General features: G+C 70.3%; 11 protein-coding genes and 1 tRNA gene. 2 read left to right on the top strand and 10 right to left on the bottom strand.

The features are described from left to right. Nucleotides 1-189: 189 nt before the first annotated feature. Both ACGFY9_RS02985 and ACGFY9_RS02980 read right to left on the bottom strand, forming a co-directional pair. Nucleotides 190-753, bottom strand: a complete 564-nt coding sequence (locus tag ACGFY9_RS02985) for an HD domain-containing protein (RefSeq protein ID WP_393751772.1) — start codon at nucleotides 751-753, stop codon at nucleotides 190-192. Between the two features lie 239 nt (nucleotides 754-992). After that, nucleotides 993-1,268, bottom strand: a complete 276-nt coding sequence (locus ACGFY9_RS02980) for a hypothetical protein (protein WP_393751311.1) — start codon at nucleotides 1,266-1,268, stop codon at nucleotides 993-995. A gap of 95 nt (nucleotides 1,269-1,363) precedes the next feature. On the opposite strand from ACGFY9_RS02980, the gene ACGFY9_RS02975 reads away from it, so the two are divergent. Both ACGFY9_RS02975 and ACGFY9_RS02970 read left to right on the top strand, forming a co-directional pair. Further along, nucleotides 1,364-2,023: a helix-turn-helix domain-containing protein gene (locus ACGFY9_RS02975; protein WP_393751309.1), complete on the top strand. Its 660-nt coding sequence runs from the start codon at nucleotides 1,364-1,366 to the stop codon at nucleotides 2,021-2,023. Beyond that, on the top strand, nucleotides 2,020-3,624 hold the full coding sequence (locus ACGFY9_RS02970) for a tyrosine-type recombinase/integrase (protein ID WP_393751307.1): 1,605 nt from the start codon (nucleotides 2,020-2,022) through the stop codon (nucleotides 3,622-3,624). The genes ACGFY9_RS02975 and ACGFY9_RS02970 overlap by 4 nt, the downstream gene beginning before the upstream one ends. Nucleotides 3,625-4,198: 574 nt before the next feature. Here ACGFY9_RS02970 and ACGFY9_RS02965 read toward each other — a convergent pair. The 8 genes from ACGFY9_RS02965 to ACGFY9_RS02930 form a co-directional block, all read right to left on the bottom strand. After that, complete coding sequence (locus ACGFY9_RS02965) at nucleotides 4,199-5,443, bottom strand: hypothetical protein (protein WP_393751305.1); 1,245 nt, start codon at nucleotides 5,441-5,443, stop codon at nucleotides 4,199-4,201. Nucleotides 5,444-5,740: 297 nt separating this feature from the next. Then, nucleotides 5,741-5,814, bottom strand: a tRNA-Thr gene (locus ACGFY9_RS02960). 141 nt (nucleotides 5,815-5,955) lie between these two features. Then, nucleotides 5,956-7,635, bottom strand: a complete 1,680-nt coding sequence (locus ACGFY9_RS02955) for an alpha/beta hydrolase (RefSeq protein ID WP_393751303.1) — start codon at nucleotides 7,633-7,635, stop codon at nucleotides 5,956-5,958. 129 nt (nucleotides 7,636-7,764) lie between these two features. Further along, nucleotides 7,765-8,970 (bottom strand): DNA polymerase III subunit delta', encoded by a 1,206-nt coding sequence (locus ACGFY9_RS02950; RefSeq protein WP_393751301.1) that lies wholly within the window; start codon nucleotides 8,968-8,970, stop codon nucleotides 7,765-7,767. Between the two features lie 186 nt (nucleotides 8,971-9,156). Beyond that, nucleotides 9,157-12,462: a dTMP kinase gene (gene tmk / locus ACGFY9_RS02945; protein ID WP_393751299.1), complete on the bottom strand. Its 3,306-nt coding sequence runs from the start codon at nucleotides 12,460-12,462 to the stop codon at nucleotides 9,157-9,159. A gap of 122 nt (nucleotides 12,463-12,584) precedes the next feature. After that, entirely contained in the window at nucleotides 12,585-15,407 is a 2,823-nt protein-coding gene (gene topA / locus ACGFY9_RS02940) for a type I DNA topoisomerase (RefSeq protein ID WP_393751297.1), read from the bottom strand. Nucleotides 15,408-15,826: 419 nt separating this feature from the next. Beyond that, nucleotides 15,827-16,024: a hypothetical protein gene (locus ACGFY9_RS02935; RefSeq protein WP_393751295.1), complete on the bottom strand. Its 198-nt coding sequence runs from the start codon at nucleotides 16,022-16,024 to the stop codon at nucleotides 15,827-15,829. A 95-nt stretch (nucleotides 16,025-16,119) separates the two neighbouring features. Further along, on the bottom strand, nucleotides 16,120-16,965 hold the full coding sequence (locus tag ACGFY9_RS02930; RefSeq protein WP_393751293.1) for a septum formation family protein: 846 nt from the start codon (nucleotides 16,963-16,965) through the stop codon (nucleotides 16,120-16,122). Between the last annotated feature and the right edge of the window lie 1,403 nt (nucleotides 16,966-18,368).

Below are 18,368 nucleotides of genomic sequence, written 5' to 3'. Positions count from 1 at the left end.
GACGCTTCGGCAAGTTGTGATAAGCGATCAGCCTTCATTGAGGCCGGCGAGATGACGCCCGTCGCGTGAACCGTACCCCGCTATACCTCATGTCAGACCACTTCATTGACCATTGCCAACGGACATCTGTAGTCCCTGGTCGCGGCCAGATGCCTCTGAGGTGAACGCGAGCAGATCGGCGACTATCTCTCAGGGAGATATCCCTGCCTTGGCCGCCTGCGCCTGCACCCGCTCCACACTCCCGTGAATGGCGGGTGCGGCCCTGCCGATGAACCGCCCGACCACACTGTCAGCCCCGTAACGCCTGAGGATCTCCTCCACCCGGGCGTACGACGTGGTCACGGCCCCGTCCGGAGTGGTGGTCATGTCGCAGTACACCAGGGCGTCCACCAGCAGATGATCGTCCAGTAACGGAAACTCTGCCTCCAGTGTCTCCCGTAGCCCCCGCTCCTCGGCTTCCAGCAGCGCGAAGGAGTGGTTGGCCACCAGCCGCACGATGCGCTGATCCACTCCGGGAATCGCCCGCAAGTGGCGGGCGCCATCTAGAGGGTGGAAGCCCGTCTCCGCCACGGCCGGGGAATAACCGATGTCGTGCAGCACGGCAGCAGCCCAGAGAGTCTCCGCCTCGCCTCCGAGGACCGGAGCCAATGTTTCAGCGCGAACCGCCACCCCACGCGAGTGCGCCCAGCGGCGCGGCAACAGGTCCGCCAGCAGGGATTCCGCGAGTTCATAAGCCCACCAGACCGCAGCCATGACGGCGAGCGTATCTCCCCTTGCCCACTCGATCCGGTCCGTTCCCCACGCCCCGGTCATCACGTCGTAGAAACGTCCAAGGACGTGACCCTCCGACGCGGTTCTCGCGCCCAGGGCACGCAACATGCTCACGCTGTCCGCCAGCTCTGCGACATTCACCCGCCGCCGAAAGCTGTGCGTTAATCGCCCGGTTCACAACGGCTGAGAGCGCTCAGCCACGGTCCACCACTGCATCGAGGCTAGGCGCACAGGCAGACAGCACGCCCAGGATGGCCGCTCTCTGAGTGTTGGTGCTCCAGCCCGAGCAACTTCAGCAGATCGGCCGTCACCACTCGATAGGCGTTCCCGAGCCGCAAGACCTTGACCGGATACTCCCCCTGCTTGGCGAGCCCATACCCGGTGGAGCGACCAATCATGAGCGCTCGGTTCGCGGTGTCCAGGTCGATCACCGCCGGGAGAGCAAGCAGCTCATCGCTCGTGAGCGCTCGCGCCTCGCGGGAAGTATCAGGTGCCATCACGACGCCCTCCAAAGGGTCATTAGTGCCGCAGCGATGGCTCTAGATGTATCACCTTGTTGCAGCAGCACCTTTTTTCGATCTAAAGTGCAGCCATGAAACTTGATCAATGGCCAGCGGCACTCACCGCTCGTATCGCCCAGGGGATGCGAGAGGCGCGCAGGGCCGCCGGCCTCACCATGGGCGAAGTCGCCCATGGCTGCGCCGACCGCGGTTTGACGGAGATCACCGAGCAGTCCATGAAGAACCTGGAGTCCGGCCGGAAGGCGAGCATGACGATCGCCGACTTCGTCGTCCTGGCCGACGTCCTCGGCGTCCCGCCGGTGACTCTCCTCTTCCCACTCGGCACGTCTGCCACCGTGGAGGTCATCCCGGGACGGGAGGTGTCCACTTGGGAGGCACTCACCTGGTTCACCGGCGAGAGCCCCTTGGACCAGCCCGCAGCCGAAGGCACCGCCCGGGACGTTCTCGACGTCTTCCGCCATCACGGCGACCTGGCGACCGCGGCTACGTCCTCCAACGCCCTGGCCAGGGAACGGCGACGCACGGCGAGCACCACCCTGGACCGAGCCCGCAGAGCCACACTCCTACAGCGCGCCGAAGGGTACGAAGAGCACGCCTTCGAGGACTGCCAGGAGCTACGCGCGTTCCGCAGCGGTATGCGCGAACGCGGCCTCGTACCTCCGGCCCTGCCCGACGAGTTGGCCTTCGTCGACCAGCCTGAAATATCGGCCCACCCGGAGGACAGCGAGTGAAGAACGGCACCATAACTCGGCGGTGCCGGTGCACGGACCCTGCGACCGGGAAGGACTTCGGGGCCTCATGCCCCAAGCTCAAGTCGCGACGGCACGGGGTCTGGAGCGTGTTCCAGGAACTGGACCCGGCTCAGGACGGCCGCCGCCGACGGTTCCGTCGCGGCGGCTTCCAGTCCTCCACCAAGGCTCAGGAGGAGTTGGACAAAGTCCGTGCCCTCATGGCCATTCCCGAGGAGGACGACGCCTGGGGCAAGACCCAGATCAGCGACCTAATAGAGAGCTGCCTCAAGGAGAAGGACCCGCTCCCCGACTACGACGAGACCCGCCGCCGGTTCCAGTCTGGGCAGACGCTCAACTCCAAGACCACCGTGGGCGAGTGGCTCGACACTTGGCTCGCCGGGCGTAAGCGCCTGCGCCGGGGAGGCGCGGCCCGCTACGAGTGCGATATCCGCGTCCACCTCAAGCCGCACCTTGGCCACCTACGACTGGACAAGCTGCGGGTGCACCACATCAACACGATGTTCGACGCGATCAACGAGCGCAACATCGAGATCCAGGAGCAGAACGCCCAGCGGCGGGTAGTCCGCGACGACCTCAAGGCGACACCGAACAAGGGTGCCGAGAACCGGGCCCGCCGCAAGTGGCTTCAGGCCCAGCTCGACGCGATGCCCCCGTTCCGGCGGATCACCGGTCTCAACACCCAACCGCACATCCGCGACACCCTGCGGGCCGCGCTGAACGTCGCCATCGCCCAGCAGGTGATGCCAGCCTTCAACCCTGCGGCACACGTCGAGCTGCTGCCAGGAACCAAGCCAAAAGCCCTCATCTGGACGGACGAGCGGATCGTCCGGTGGGAGGAGACCGGCGAGAAGCCGTCGCCGGTCATGGTCTGGACCCCCGAACAGACCGGTCAATTCCTCGACTACGTCGCCGAGGACCGCCTATACCCGTTCTGGCGGCTGATCGCCTTCCGTGGCACTCGGCGCGGCGAGTCGTGCGGTGTCCGGTGGGTAGACCATTCGGCCGCCGCGAAATCTCTCGCCATCGCGACCCAGCTCGTGCAGGACGGCTGGGAGATCCACGAGGGTGCACCCAAAACCGACTCCGGTATTCGCCTGATCGCCCTCGACGACGAGACCGATCAGCTGCTGCTCACCCACAAGGCCCGCCAGCAGCAGGAGCGGCTCGATTGGGGTGACGGGTGGGTCGATACAGGACGCATCTTCACCCAAGAGGACGGCTCGATCCTCCACCCGGGCAAGGTCTCCGACCTCTTCGAGCGCCTCGTGGAGGCCGCCGGGCTCCCGCCCATCCGACTGCACGACCTTCGCCACGTCGCCGCCACACTCATGCTCGCGGCCGGTGTCGACATCAAGGTCGTCTCCGAAACCCTCGGCCACTCGGACACCCGGGTAACCCGCGACATCTACCAGGCCGTCCTGGACGACCTCGCCCGAGACGCCGCAGAGAAGGTCGTACAGCTCGTGCCTCGGGCACGGAAGCCCCTCGCGGTGGTCAAGGACGCCGAGACTGCCTCTTCCCGCCCGAGGATGTCCCCTCCGCGGAAGGCCAAGGAATCGGCCGAGGAACGCTCAGCCTGAGTGAGCGATGGAGAGGAGTCCCGGCCAGCGGCAATCTGACCGGGGCTCCGGCCTGTGTGCCGTCAGTTCCGACCGGGGACCCAACTGTCGCCGGACCACTCCACCCATAGGCGGGCTTGTCGACCACCGTCAGCAGCGCAGATGATCTGACGCAACAGAGGTACCTGTCCCGGATCCCCCCGTTCTTCCCCTCCTTCCGCATGCAACGCAAGGCATCGGCGAGCACGGCGGATGTTCCTACTGTAAGTGCGCGTTGATCGTGGCTTCGGGCTGCTGCATGAGGATTCGACCCCTGATCGACTCCCCACGACAGCGGGCTCCACAGCACTGTCGCTGTCGGTTTGAAGCACTAGGAACCTGTCGACCCTCCTGGGCGGCGGGGCCTTGGCGAGGTGGGCAGATCGCGCCCATGCCCTTGAGAAGCTGGATGCTCTCCTCCTGGACGTCACAGGCGAAGTCCCCCGACGCCGGCACCGAAGCGCAAAACGTTCACGCCCGGTTCCTCCGCGGTAATGAGGCTCTCCGCAGTGAGGGTGCAGTCGGGCTACGCAAGTGGCTCACGGTCGGCGCTCACTCAGCCTTTCTCCCCGCCCCCGCGCCGACGGCGCGTCCGCTCGGCGACCCCGCTGGAGAGCTTGCCCTTTATCGAGCTGGCCCGATCGACGGTCTCGTTGCCGAGGCTTCTGGCGGCGCCGACGCCCTTCGCCCCTGTCTCAAGCGCTTTGTCCCTCACCTCAGCCGCCGCAACCGCCCATCGTCTCGTCTCCGACGGCTGGCGACCGGACTCGATCCCGAGCCGCCCGTGGAAGTCATGGACACCGCCCACGACATGGTTGCTCGACTGGACCACAGCCGGGGACTTGGTCGGGTGCAGTAGCACCTTCTCGTTGGCCGCGCTGGCGGCTGCGTTCATCCGGGCCACCAGACGCTCGGTGCTCCGCGAGATGAGATCCAGCCGATTCTGCCGGGCAATCCGAATGCCGAGGCGGTGCCGGTCCAACTCCTCCGGAGCCGTGTCCAGCACCCGGTCGAGTTCGAGCACGGCGATCGCGTCCTGCAGCTGGAAGCAACGAGCCAGAACCGCGAGCCACTCCTGAGCCTTGGACTCGGCTTCCGTGGCCGCCTCGGCGAGATCACCGATCTTGGCCTTGCGCTCCATCTTCTCCGCGAGTGCGTCGAGTCGACGCACCGCGTACACCTGGGTCGTCGCAATCGTCCCCGGCGTGGCCTGCACCTTCGACCACGTGATCTCGGAAACCCGGCCCACCTGCTCCCGGATGGTCATGGCCTCCTCGATCACGAGCTCCGCTCCGATCATGCCCGCCACCGCAGCGTCCTTCTGGGCGCGGAGCACGTCGTCGACCTTCTCGTCGATCGTGGCGAGATAGTCGGTGATCTCGTCCATGGTCTGCTGCATCGCGAGCTGTGCCATGATCCCCGCGGCACGAGCGAGAACCGCCGGGTTACCCAGGAGCGATCTGGGCCCGGTCGCGAATTCGACGAAACCCTTCGTCTGGCCCTTGGGCCCCTTCACCACACCGGTGCTGAGACCAGTCTTCGCACTTTTCCTCAGCCCGTACTTCTTGATGACCTGCGCCGACTCCCGGGTCAGCTTCACCCAGCAAGCGGATTCGGCGGCAATGTCCGAACCTGCCTGCGCGACCACAGCCCCGGTGCCGGCGACGGACCTGAGCCGTCGCAATCCAAGGTCGTCCTTGGACGTCAGCCCCTCCGAGACGAGGAAGCGTTCGACATCCGCCTCACTCCCGATGACCGTCAGTCCGTCACCGTCGCTGATCAGCTGAATCTCGTTGTCCATGCGGCTGATTCTTCACCAGCCGCCGTATCGGCCCGCCCGTTTTATGGAAACCCCCCAACAGCGTCGCTGCCGACAGCCCGAGGGACACGGACCCGCACCCCCTTTGCCTCCGGCGCGACAGGCCAATCCACTTGAGCGCACTCGACCACCGTTCTGCACGCCCACTGCACGCGTGTCCACCGGTTGTCCACCGGCGGCCCTCAGCGACGGTTCTCGGACTGGGCCGTCACAGCGAGGCAAGGTAATGGAAAAGCAAAAGCCCCAGGTCACGGCGAGTGAGTCCTGAGGCTTCGGCAGAGCCGCCTTCGGGATTCGAACCCGAGACCTACGCATTACGAGTGCGTTGCTCTGGCCATCTGAGCTAAGGCGGCGCGCTGTCCACACCATGGTGCGATCAGCAACGTCGGAAAGTCTACACAGTTTCCGGGGGTGCTCCGTACACCCCCCGGGACCACCCCCGACCGCACCCCGAAGTCAGCCCCAACAACACCCCACCCGCACCCCGACCAAGGCTACGAGCAGCGTTTCCCCTCCCCAGGCACAGTCCCCCGCAGCACATACGCATCGATCGCGGAGTCAATGCACGTACTGCCACGCCCATACGCGGTGTGCCCATCCCCCACGTACGTCAGCAGCCGGCCCGAAGAGAGCTGGTGGGCCAGGGACTGAGCCCAGCGATACGGCGTCGCCGGGTCGCGGGTCGTGCCGACGACCACGATCGGGGCGGCACCCTTCGCCTCGATACGGTGGGGTTCGCCCGTGGCCTTGACCGGCCAGTACGCGCAGTTCAGGGAGGCCCAGGCGAGGCCGTCGCCGAAGACCGGGGATGCCTTCTCGAAGGCGGGGAGTGCCTGTTCGACCTGGTCGGTGGTCGAGAACGCGGCCGGGAGGTCGAGGCAGTTCACGGCGGCGTTGGCGAACATGAGGTTCGAGTAGCGGCCGTCGGCGTCACGCTCGTAGTAGCTGTCGGAGAGGACGAGCAGCCCGGCGCCGTCGTTCTCCTTCATCGCCGACGTGAGCGCCTCGCGCAGCTGCGGCCAGGCCGCCTCGTCGTACATCGCCGCGATCACGCCGGTGGTGGCGAGCGCCTCGCCGAGCTTGCGGCCGTCCGCGTCGCCGGTGGGGATCGGGTGCGCGTCGAGCTTGCGGAAGAATGCCTTCAGGTTCGTCCCGACCTTGGCGGGCGTCGTGCCCTTGCCGCCGAGCGGGCAGTCCGTCTGCCGTACGCAGTCCTTGGCGAAGGACTGGAACGCCGTCTCGAAGCCCGCCGTCTGGTCGAGGTTCATACGGCGCGCGGGCAGCGACGGGTCCATCGCGCCGTCGAGGACGACGCGGCCGACCCGGTCGGGGAAGAGGCCCGCGTACGTCGCCCCGAGGAACGTCCCGTACGACGCCCCGACGTACGTCAGTTTCCGGTCCCCCAGCACCGCCCGCAGGATGTCCATGTCCCGCGCCGCCTCGATCGTCGAGACATGACGCAGCAGGTCGGGCGAGTGCGCGCCGCAGCCCTCCGCGAACTTCTTGTACTCGCTGACGAGTCGGGTGGTCTCGCGCCGGTCGTCGGGGGTGGTGTCGGTCTGCGTGAACGTGTCCATGGCCCGCCCGCCGAGGCACTCGACGGGCTCGCTGCGGGCGACGCCTCGGGGGTCCATCGCGACCATGTCGTAGCGGGCGCGGACCTCGGCCGGGTAGCCGATCCCGGCGTACTGCTGGAGGTACCCGACCGCCGAACCGCCCGGCCCGCCCGGGTTCACCATCAGCGAACCGAGCGGCTTGCCCTTGCCGGTGGCCTTCTTGCGGGCGACCGCGAGCCGGACGTCCCCCGCCGTGGGCTTGGCGTAGTCCAGCGGCGCCTTCATCGTGGCGCACTCGAAACCGGGAACACCGCACGTGTGCCAACTGAGCTTCTGCCCGTAGTACGACGCCAGGGTGGACGGCGTCGACCGCGGCAGCGCGGCCAGCGCCACGTCCGCGGCGGGACTCGTCGCCGTCGTCGAACTCCCCGAGGAACATGCGGCGGACACGAGCAGCGCGGCTACGGCGAGCAGCGTGCCACCGGTCCTACGACCGCGGCCGCGCTGACTCCAGCTCCGGCTCCGGTGACTTCGACGGGCCTCGACCTCGCTGGACGGGCTCGGCCGGCTCGGCTGACTGCTCCGGCTGGGCCGGCGAAGGGGGCGCCTCATGTGCATCCAGCGAGCGTAACGCTGCGCGATCACTTGAATGCCGTACGTGCACGATCAGCCCCGGACGAGTTACGCCGTCAACCTCACGCCCGCACAATCAGCCCGCCGCGGCCCACTCGGCCCGCACGGACCCGCTCACCCCGCTCTGAGCGCCAACGTCATCGCCTCCACCGCCAGCAACGGCGCCACATTCCGGTCGAGCGCCACGCGACACGCCCCGATCGCCTCGATACGGCGCAGCGTGGACTCAGGGGAGCCGGCGCGCGCGAGCCGCTCCAGCGCGTCCTCCGCATCCGCGTTGGCGATCGCCACCCGGGAACCGAACTGGAGGGCGAGCACATCCCGGTAGAACGCGGTGAGGTCGGTCAGCGCGAGGTCGAGACTGTCGCGCTGCGTACGCGTTCTCCGGCGCTTCTGCTTGTCCTCCAGGTCCTTCATCACCCCGGCCGTGCCCCGCGGCATCCGGCTGCCCTGGCCGCCGCCCATCGCGGCCTTCATCTCCTCGGTCTCCTTGTCGTCCATCTCCTCGGCCAGTTGCTTCGCGTCCGCGGCCGCCGCGTCCACCAGCTCCTGGGCGGCCTTGAGGCACCCGCCGACGTCCTCGACGCGCAACGGCAGCTTCAGCACGGTCGCCCGGCGCTCGCGCGCGGCCGGGTCCGTGGCCAGCCGACGGGCCCGGTCGACATGCCCCTGCGTGGCGCGCGCGGCGGCCGCGGCCACCGCGGGCTCGACCCCCTCCCGCCGTACGAGCAGGTCGGCGACGGCGTCGACCGAGGGCGTGGTCAGGTTCAGGTGGCGGCAGCGGGAGCGGATCGTGGGGAGGACGTCCTCGATCGAGGGGGCGCAGAGGAGCCAGACCGTGCGGGGGGCGGGTTCCTCCACGGCCTTGAGGACGGCGTTGGCCGACTTCTCGTTCAGCCGCTCCGCGTCCTCGACGAGGATGATCTGCCAGCGGCCGGTCGCCGGCGAGGTGAAGGACTTGCGGACCGTGTCCCGCATGTCGTCGGCGAGGATCTGCGCGCCCACCGCGGCGACGGTGGTGACGTCTGCGTGGGTGCCGATCAGCGCCGTATGACAGCCGTCGCAGAAGCCGCAGCCGGGGCTGCCGCCGAGCGCGCGGTCGGGGCTCACGCACTGCAGCGCGGCGGCGAAGGCCCGCGCCGCCTGGTTGCGTCCCGCGCCGGGCGGCCCCGTGAACAGCCAGGCGTGCGTCATCTTCGACGCCTCCGGCGGGGCCGTGCCGGTGGTCGCCGCGGTGACGAAGGCGTCGGCGTCCCGAGCGGCGGCATCGAGCTGCTCGCTCACCTTCTCCTGGCCCACCAGGTCATCCCACACGGTCATGGGTCACCGGCCCTTTCGTCACGTTTCGAGGTACGCGATCCATTGTGCGGGCCACCACTGACAACGGGGGCCGGGAGCTGGTTCGGGGCGCGATCCGGGGGCGGGCGCTGGGGTGAGGGCGGGCACGCGAGGTGTGGGGCGCCGCCCCGCTGTCAGCCCCTGCGTCCCCGCCGGCCCCCGTCGGCGTCAGCCCCTGCGCCCCCGGCCACGACCCCGTCCACGCCCGGTGTCGTCGTCGCGGCCGAAGTCGCCGTCCTCGCGCGGACCGAGCAGTTCGTCGGCCAGCGAGGGCAGGTCGTCCAGGGGAGTCTCCTCGGCCCAGTCGGGACGCGGCCGGCGCCGGGGCGCGCCCTGCTCGTCGACCTGCGGCAGCTCGCGGGTGCGGTCCTCGCCACCCTCGGTCCGGTCACCCGGACGCTCGTCCCGGAAGAAGCCCGCGGGCACCCGGTCCGACGGCCCCTGGTCGCGCACCGGCGGCAGCACCGCGGTCTCGTCCGCGGCACCGACCGGCGGCAGCACAGCCGTCTCCTCCGCAGCCGGCACCGGGGGCAGTACGGCCGTCTCGTCCGCGGCCCCCGCCGGAGCGGGCGGCTGCGGCAGCTCGGCCGTCCTCTCGGAGTCGCGTACGTCGGAGTCGCGCACCTCGGCATCGGGTGCCTCGGAGTCCCCGGACACCGACCGCAGTACGGCCGTCTCGTCCCCGGAACCGGAGCCAGAACTCACCGGCCGCAGCACAGCCGTGTCCTCCGCCGACCGCCCACGCGCACCGGCGCCCTCGCCCGAACCCGGCTTCACCACCGGCGTCGGCACAGTCGACGCCTCAGGCCTGGCCTCCGGAGCGGGGGGCACCGCGGGAGCCGTCGGCTGTCGAGCCGCCCGTTCCGCCGCGGCCGCCGCCTCCGCCGCCAACCGGCGGGCCTCCTCGGCCGCGAGCAGGGCCGCCTCGGCCTTGCGCTGCTTCTCCAGCCGCCGTGCCTCCGCCTCGGCGCGCAGCCGGGCCTCGTCCTCGGCCTGCTTGCGGAGCCGGTCGGCCTCCGCCCTGCGGCGGGCCTCCTCGGCGGCGCGGGCCTCTTCCTCGGCGAGGAGGCGGGCCTTCTCCTCCTCGGCACGCCTGCGTGCGTCCTCGGCGCGCTGCCGGGCCTCTTCGGCCTGGCGTTCGGCCTCGCGGCGCTGGGCCTCCTCCAGCTCGCGCCGCTTGCGCTCCTCCTCCTCGGCGCGCAGCTGGGCGAGCTGCTCCTGGCGCTCGCGCTCCAGTCGCTCCTCCTCGGCCTTGCGGGCGGCCTCTTCCTCGGCCTTGCGGCGGGCCTCCTCCTCGGCGGCCTTGCGCGCTTCCTCCTGGGCCTTGATCTCGGCCTCGGAGAGCGGCAGTACGGTGTCGAGGCGGTGCCGGATCACCGTGGTGACGGCCTCGGGCTCCTGGCCCGCGTCGACCACCAGGTAGCGGCTCGGGTCGGCGGCGGCCAGCGTGAGGAATCCGGACCGTACGCGCGCGTGGAACTCGGCGGGCTCCGACTCCAGTCGGTCCGGCGCCTCGGTGAACCGCTCGCGGGCGGTCTCCGGGTCCACGTCCAGCAGGACGGTCATGTGCGGGACGAGTCCGTCGGTCGCCCACCGGTTGATGCGGGCGATCTCGGTCGGGGACAGGTCGCGGCCCGCGCCCTGGTAGGCGACGGAGGAGTCGATGTAGCGGTCGGAGACGACGATCGCGCCGCGCTCCAGAGCCGGTCGTACGACGGTGTCGACGTGCTCCGCGCGGTCGGCGGCGTAGAGCAGCGCCTCCGCGCGGTGGGACAGTCCCGCAGACGACACGTCGAGCAGGATCGACCGCAGCCGCTTGCCGACCGGTGTCGCGCCGGGCTCGCGGGTGAGCACGACCTCGTGTCCCTTGCCCCTGATCCACTCGGCGAGGGCTTCGGCCTGGGTGGACTTCCCGGCACCGTCGCCGCCCTCCAGGGCGATGAAGAAGCCGGTGCTCGCGGGCACGGTGTCGGGGTCGTCGCCGCCGAGCAGCGCGTCGCGCAGATCGTGCCGCAGCGGCACTCCGGAGCGGTCGTCGACCTTGGCCAGGACCAGGGCGGCGACCGGCAGCAGCAGGGCGCCGACCAGCATCAGCGTGAACGCGGCACCTCCGTGCGCGAACACGAACTTGCCGTTCTCCAGGCGGTGCGGGCCGATCAGCGCCGCCACCAGGGGGGCGATCAGCGCGCCGAGCGCCACCGCGACCCGTACGACCGCGTGCAGGTGCTCGGTGGTGCGCGACCGGCGGTAGTCCTCGGCCTCCTGATCCAGGAGGGTGTGCCCGGTGTTGGCGGCGACGCCCGCGCCGATGCCGGCGAGCGCGACGATCAGCAGCACGGTGGTGACGTCCGGGACCAGGCCCGCGGCGAGCAGCGCGATACCGGTGAAGGCGATGGCGAGCGTCAGCAGGCGGCGGCGCGACAGCGTCGGCAGCAGGGCGGGCGCCGTACGGATGCCGACCACGACCCCGCCGGTCAGTCCGAGGACCAGCAGCCCGAAGGTCACCGGGCCGCCGTGCAGGTCCTGGGCCTGGAGCACGGACACGGCGACGGCGGCGGAGATCGCCGCGGCGACGGCCGCGCAGGCGACCACGAGCAGCGCGATCGCGCCCGTACGGCCCTTGTCGACACCGGTGCCCGTCCGGGGGCGGCGCAGCCCTTCGAGCGGCGACCGCGCGCGCGGGGTGCGGATTCCGGGCAGTTCCAGGGCGGTCAGGACGGAGAGGGACGCGGCGAACAGTCCGGCGGCGACGTACGAACCGAGCGCGGCCTGGTGCTGGTCGAACCAGGCGACGCCCGTGCCCAGCAGGTTGTTGAGCAGGGCCGCCACGACGAGGGCGGCGGCCGCGAGGGGGATCGCCACGAAGCTCGTGCGCAGCGACAGCCGGCGCAGCGCGTCCATGTGGTCGGGCAGCGGCCGGACCGTGGCGCCTTCCAGCGGCGGGGCGGGCAGCAGGGCGGGTCCCGCGCTCTCGCGGCACACCGTCCAGAAGCGCTCGGCGACTCCGGTCACGAAGGCGGTCACCAGGAGCACGGCCAGTGCGTTGTCCGGAGTCCAGTCGATCCACAGCGGGGCGACGATCAGCAACGCGGCCCGCAGACCGTCCGCGCCGACCATGGTCCAGCGCCGGTCGAGCGGCCCCTCCTGGGAGGTGAGCGAGGTGAGCGGGCCGAGCAGCACCGCCCCGAAGAGCAGCGTCGCCAGGATGCGCGCCCCGAAGACCGTCGCGACCGCGAACGCCACACCCCGGTAACCACCGCCGAACGAGCCCTGGGCGATGGCCGCCTGGAAGGCGAGCACGACCAGGACCAGCAGGGCGAGGGTGTCACCGACACCCGTCACGAGCTGTGCGCTCCACAACCGCTTGAGCTGCGGCTGGCGCAGCAGGGCGCGGACGGCACGCTCGCGGGAGTCCGCGACAAGGGCGTCGTCGGGGGCCGGCTGGTGGGCCGTTGGCTGCTCGGCTGGCGTCATGCTTTCAGCCTATCGGCAGCCACCGACAACAAGCCGCGCCCGCCCGGACCTGCGCACGCCCCGACACCAAAGTGATGCCGGGGCGTTCGTTTCGCGACCCTGCGGTGCAGGAAGCGTGCGGGTCAGTCCTCGGACGTCACCTTGGAGGTGGCCGTCTTCTGGGCCGTCGCGGTCTTGGCGGCGGTGGTCGTCTTCTTGGCGGCCGTCGTCGTCTTCTTCGCCACGGTCTTCTTGGCGGGCGCCTTCTTGGCTGCCGTCTTCTTCGCCGGGGCCTTCTTCGCCGTCTTCTTGGCGGGCGACTTGGCCCGCTTCTCGGCGAGCAGCTCGTAGCCGCGCTCCGGGGTGATCTCCTCGACGCTGTCGCCGGAGCGCAGGGTCGCGTTGGTCTCGCCGTCGGTGACGTACGGCCCGAAGCGGCCGTCCTTGACGACGACGGGCTTCTCGCTGACCGGGTCGGTGCCCAGTTCCTTCAGCGGCGGCTTGGCGGCGGCCCGGCCGCGCTGCTTGGGCTGGGAGTAGATCTCCAGCGCCTCTTCGAGGGTGATCGTGAAGAGCTGGTCCTCGGTCTGGAGCGAGCGGGAGTCCGTGCCCTTCTTCAGGTACGGCCCGTAGCGCCCGTTCTGCGCGGTGATCTCCACGCCCTCGGCGTCCTTGCCGACGACGCGCGGCAGCGACATCAGCTTGAGGGCGTCGGCGAGCGTCACCGTGTCGAGGGACATCGACTTGAACAGCGAGGCCGTACGCGGCTTGACGGCGTTCTTCCCGGTCTTCGGGGTGCCCTCGGGGAGCACCTCGGTGACGTACGGGCCGTAGCGGCCGTCGCGGGCGATGATCTGGTGGCCCGACTCGGGGTCGGCGCCCAGCTCGAAGTCGCCGCTCGGCTTGGCGAGCAGTTCCTCGGCGAGCTCGACACTCAGCTCGTCCGGCGCCAGGTCCTCGGGGACGTCGGCACGCTGGTGGTTCTCGGAGTCCTTCTCGCCGCGCTCCACGTAGGGGCCGTAGCGGCCGACGCGCAGCATGATGTCGTTGCCGACCGGGAAGGACGACACCTCGCGGGCGTCGATCGCGCCCAGGTCGGTGACGAGCTCCTTGAGGCCGCCCAGGTGGTCGCCGTCGCCGTTGCCGGCCTCGGCGGCACCCGTCGCCTCGCCCTCGCCGAAGTAGAAGCGCCGCAGCCACGGCACGGCCTGTGCCTCGCCGCTGGCGATGCGGTCGAGGTCGTCCTCCATCTTGGCGGTGAAGCTGTAGTCGACGAGCCGCCCGAAGTGCTTCTCCAGGAGGTTGACGACAGCGAAGGACAGGAAGGACGGCACCAGGGCCGTGCCCTTCTTGAAGACGTAGCCGCGGTCGAGGATCGTGCCGATGATCGACGCGTACGTCGACGGGCGGCCGATCTCGCGCTCTTCGAGCTCCTTGACGAGGCTGGCCTCGGTGTAGCGGGCCGGGGGCTTGGTGGCGTGCCCGTCGACCGTGATCTCCTCGGCGGTGAGCGCGTCGCCCTCGGCGACCTGGGGCAGCCGGCGCTCGCGGTCGTCCAGCTCGGCGTTCGGGTCGTCGGCGCCCTCTACGTAGGCCTTCAAAAACCCGTGGAAGGTGATCGTCTTTCCGGAGGCGCTGAACTCGACGTCCCGGCCGTCGGACGAAGTGCCCGCGATCTTCACGGTGACGGAGTTGCCGACCGCGTCCTTCATCTGGGAGGCGACAGTGCGCTTCCAGATCAGCTCGTAGAGCTTGAACTGGTCGCCGGTCAGGCCGGTTTCGGCGGGCGTGCGGAAACGATCACCCGAGGGGCGGATCGCCTCGTGCGCCTCCTGGGCGTTCTTGACCTTCCCGGCGTACACGCGCGGCTGGGCCGGCAGGTAGTCGGCGCCGTACAGCTGCGTCACCTGGGCGCGGGCGGCGGTGATCGCCGTCTCGCTCAGGGTCGTGGAGTCCGTACGCATGTAGGTGATGTAGCCGTTCTCGTACAGCTTCTGCGCGACCTGCATGGTGGCCTTCGCGCCGAAGCCGAGCTTGCGGCTGGCCTCCTGCTGGAGCGTCGTCGTACGGAACGGGGCGTACGGCGAACGTCGATACGGCTTCGACTCGACGGACCGTACGGCGAACCGCGTGTCCTCCAGGGCGGCGGCCAGCGCGCGGGCGTTGGCCTCGTCGAGGTGGAGGGTGTTCGCGCCCTTGATCTGGCCCAGGGAGTCGAAGTCGCGGCCCTGGGCGACGCGCTTGCCGTCGACGGCCTGGAGGCGGGCGACGAGGGTCGACGGGTCGCTCGCGTCACCGGTCCGGCCGGTCCCGAAGGCGCCGGTGAGGTCCCAGTACTCGGCGGAACGGAACGCGATGCGCTCGCGCTCCCGCTCGACGACGAGCCGGGTGGCGACGGACTGGACCCGGCCGGCCGACAGGCGCGGCATGACCTTCTTCCACAGGACCGGCGAGACCTCGTAGCCGTAGAGGCGGTCGAGGATGCGGCGGGTCTCCTGGGCGTCGACCAGGGGCTGGTTGAGGTCGCGCGGGTTGGCGACGGCGGCGCGGATCGCGTCCTTGGTGATCTCGTGGAACACCATGCGCTTGACCGGGACCTTGGGCTTCAGGACCTCAAGGAGGTGCCACGCGATGGCCTCGCCCTCGCGGTCCTCATCGGTGGCGAGGAAGAGTTCGTCGGAGTCCTTGAGCAGGTCCTTGAGCTTCTTGACCTGGGCCCGCTTGTCGGCGTTGACCACATAGATCGGCGCGAAGTCATGGTCGACGTCCACACCGAGGCGGCGGACCTCGCCGGTGTACTTCTCGGGCACCTCCGCGGCGCCGTTGGGAAGGTCGCGGATGTGCCCGACGCTCGCCTCGACGACATATCCGGGGCCGAGGTAGCCCTTGATCGTCTTCGCCTTGGCAGGGGACTCGACGATGACGAGTCGGCGGCCGCCGTGTGCGGTCTCGCTGGTCGGGGACAACTTCGCTCTTCTCTCCGGTCGACGCTGGGGCCTCCCCCGGGGCAAACGGCTCCGGGGAGGAGCAGGTGCGCTTCCGCGTCGTTCCGTGCGGGCTCTCGGTGTACCGGTGGAGGTCCTCGTAGCGGAGCTACCAGGGCCTTCGACCGGTGCGGCGAGAGTGCTTGCCGGGCGGCGCGGGGACGTGCCTGCATCTCCCCGGGGTCGCTTGGTCCCGGGGTCGGGTCATGGTGACGCTGCGGAGTGTGACGGTACATCCCGCCCCCGTGTCAAACGGGAAAAGCCCGCAACGGCCACTCGAACGGTAACCCGACTACCGCCATTCCTGCCGCCCGGAGTCCCCACCGGCCTTTTCGGAGCCATCCGGAGGGTGATCCCCTGGTTGTCCGCCGATGGTCCGCGCCGCGGCTCCGGCGCGCTGCTCAGACGTGCAGGAAGCACCAGGTTCCGAGGAGGAGGGCGGCGACCGCGGCGAGGGTCGCGAGGGTCGCCGATGCGACCGGGTTCACACCCTGGGCGACGGGTTCGCGGTGCCGGACCCTGACCACGGTCCACAGCAGCAGCGCACCTCCGAACAGGGCGAACACCAACCCCGCGAAGATCGCAGGCCCGCTCTCCATGTGTGTCCCCTCCTGGCCGGATGCCCCGGTCCGGGAGGCTGGCACCCGGAGGCGACGGGCAGGCCAACCCCGGGTGAACTCGCGGCGGACAGGGCTCAGGCGGTCGTCCCTGAGGACGATATCGCCCCGCTCGTCCGGGACCGGTCGGCCCGGCCCACGGTGCACACGACCGAGTCGAAACCGGCCTTCCAGTTGGTCTCGTCGGACAGATACCCGAAGACGGAACGGCCGGCACCAGGCCCCCAAGTCGACTCGAACTTGTCGCGGCACAGCTTGTTCCCCTGCCGCAGCGCCTCCTCGAACGCCATCGTCCTCGGGGCCGTCACGAAACCGATCACCTGGTCGGTGTGCTGATCGGCACAGTCGGTCAGGTTCGCGGTGAAGTACGTCTTGTGGGCGACGTACAGCCAGCAGTCACCGACGCTCATCTCGGTGGTCCACACATTCGACCCGGTGTTGCGGAAGCGCCCTATCTCCCCGCCGATCGGCACATGCCGGCCGAGCACGAGACACGCCGTACCGCTCCCGGCGGCCCGGAAGCCGGCCTCCGTCGGAGTGAGGGCGTAGACACCCGCGTCGGCCAGGGACCCAGCCACCCCGTTCACCTTGCCCGCGCACCGCTCGCCCCCGTGGTCCCGCGCGTCGGCGAAGTCGCTCGCCGTGTCGACCGCCATCACCTGCCCGTCCGGAACGTCGTGCGCACAGCTCACGACCCCCAGTTCGGGCCGCGACGCGAACGCCGCCCCGGTCCACACCGCGTGCACACAATCCCCGGCCCGCAGCGTCTTCTTGAGCCCGACGTCCTCGCCGTACGGATAGGCGGCCCCGGCCGGCGCAGACTCCGCGGACGGGGACGCCTTCTTGGTCGCCGCCGCACCCTTCCCGTCGTCCAGCGAGGTCACGGCCCACACCCCACCGGCGACCACCATCAGGACGGCCACGACAAGAACGACAACCGCCCCGACCGGCCTCCGACGCGGTCCCCCGTGACGTGCCCCACCGCCGATCGCCCCTGGACCACCGGGATAAGTCGGCCTCTGCCGACCCCCATAGGGGGGCGTCGGCGTGCTGCCCTGGTAGGACATCGTGGGCCTGTTCGCATACGGACTCCACTGGCCGTACGGCGCACCGCCGGGCGAACTGGCCTGCTCCTGGGAGGAGTACGGCGAGGCGGAGCCTGGCGGGGCGTTCGGTGTGTTGGGGGTCGGCGGAGTGCTTGGAGCCCGCGGGGTGACAGGGGTGTGTGGAGTGCCTTGGGCCTGCGGGATGACGGGGGCGTGTGCGGTGTTGGCGGCCTGCGGGGTACTCGGGGTACTCGGGTTGTACGAGATGCCCGGGGTACCTGGGGTGCCCCGGCCATGCCGGGCGTCCGGAGTCCCCGGCGTCCCGAAGGCCCCGGGCTTCCCTGGAGTCGGCAGGGCACCCGGAGTCTGCGGCGCCTCCAAGGCCTCCGGCGCCCCCGGTGTACGCGGGCTGCCCGGGGTGGGCCGACCCGCGGGCGTGGAGCCCCCGAGGGCGGGCACGGAGAGGTCACCGTACAGCGCCGGGTCCCGGCTGGTGGTCCCAGACCGTCCCGGGGTCTGCGGGGCGTAGGGACCGCCCACGTAGGGACCACCCATGGCGTATCCGGGCTGCCCGCCCGGGACTCGACCCCGAGGTCCGCCCGGGTCCTGCCCCGGAGGGCCGCTCGCGACATGGCCGGGCTGGTCACTCCCGATGTGGCCGGGCGGACCGCTCGCGGCATCGCCCGCCGGACTGCTCCCCGCATCGCCGAACGAACCACTCCCCGCGTAGCCAGGCGGTCCACTCGCGACATCGCCGGGCCCGCTCCCTACGTAGCCCGCCGGACCGCTCTCGACCTGGCCGGGCGCACCACCTCCGACGTAGCCCGGCGGTTCGCTCACCGCATCGCCGGACGAGCCGCTTTCCGCGTAGCCGGGGTGATCGCTCCCGGCCTGGCCAGGTGAACCACTCCCGACCTCCCCAGCCGCGCCACTGCCGACGTAACCCGCCGGACCACTCCCGACCTCCCCAGCCGCGCCACTGCCGACGTAACCTGCCGGACCACTCGCGACCTGACCGGGCGCACCATCGGCGACAGGCCCCGACGACTGATCAGCCGAGGGCCGGCCGTCCTGTGCCGAGCCGAAACCGTCGGGTGCCGGCACGAAATCATCCTGTGCCGGGTCACGACCGCTCTGTACCGGTCCGAAGTCATCCGCTATCGGGGCGCCACGGCCCGGCACTGGTCCGAAACCGCCCGGCGACGGACCACCACCACCCCGCACCGGACCAAAACCATCCGCTGCCGAATCACCACCGTCCTGCACCAGCCCGAAACACG

The sequence above is a fragment of the Streptomyces sp. NPDC048504 genome, from assembly GCF_043200035.1.
Taxonomy (GTDB): domain Bacteria; phylum Actinomycetota; class Actinomycetes; order Streptomycetales; family Streptomycetaceae; genus Streptomyces.
Note: the sequence above shows the minus strand (reverse complement) of the source record. Positions and strands in the feature narration are given on the sequence as shown.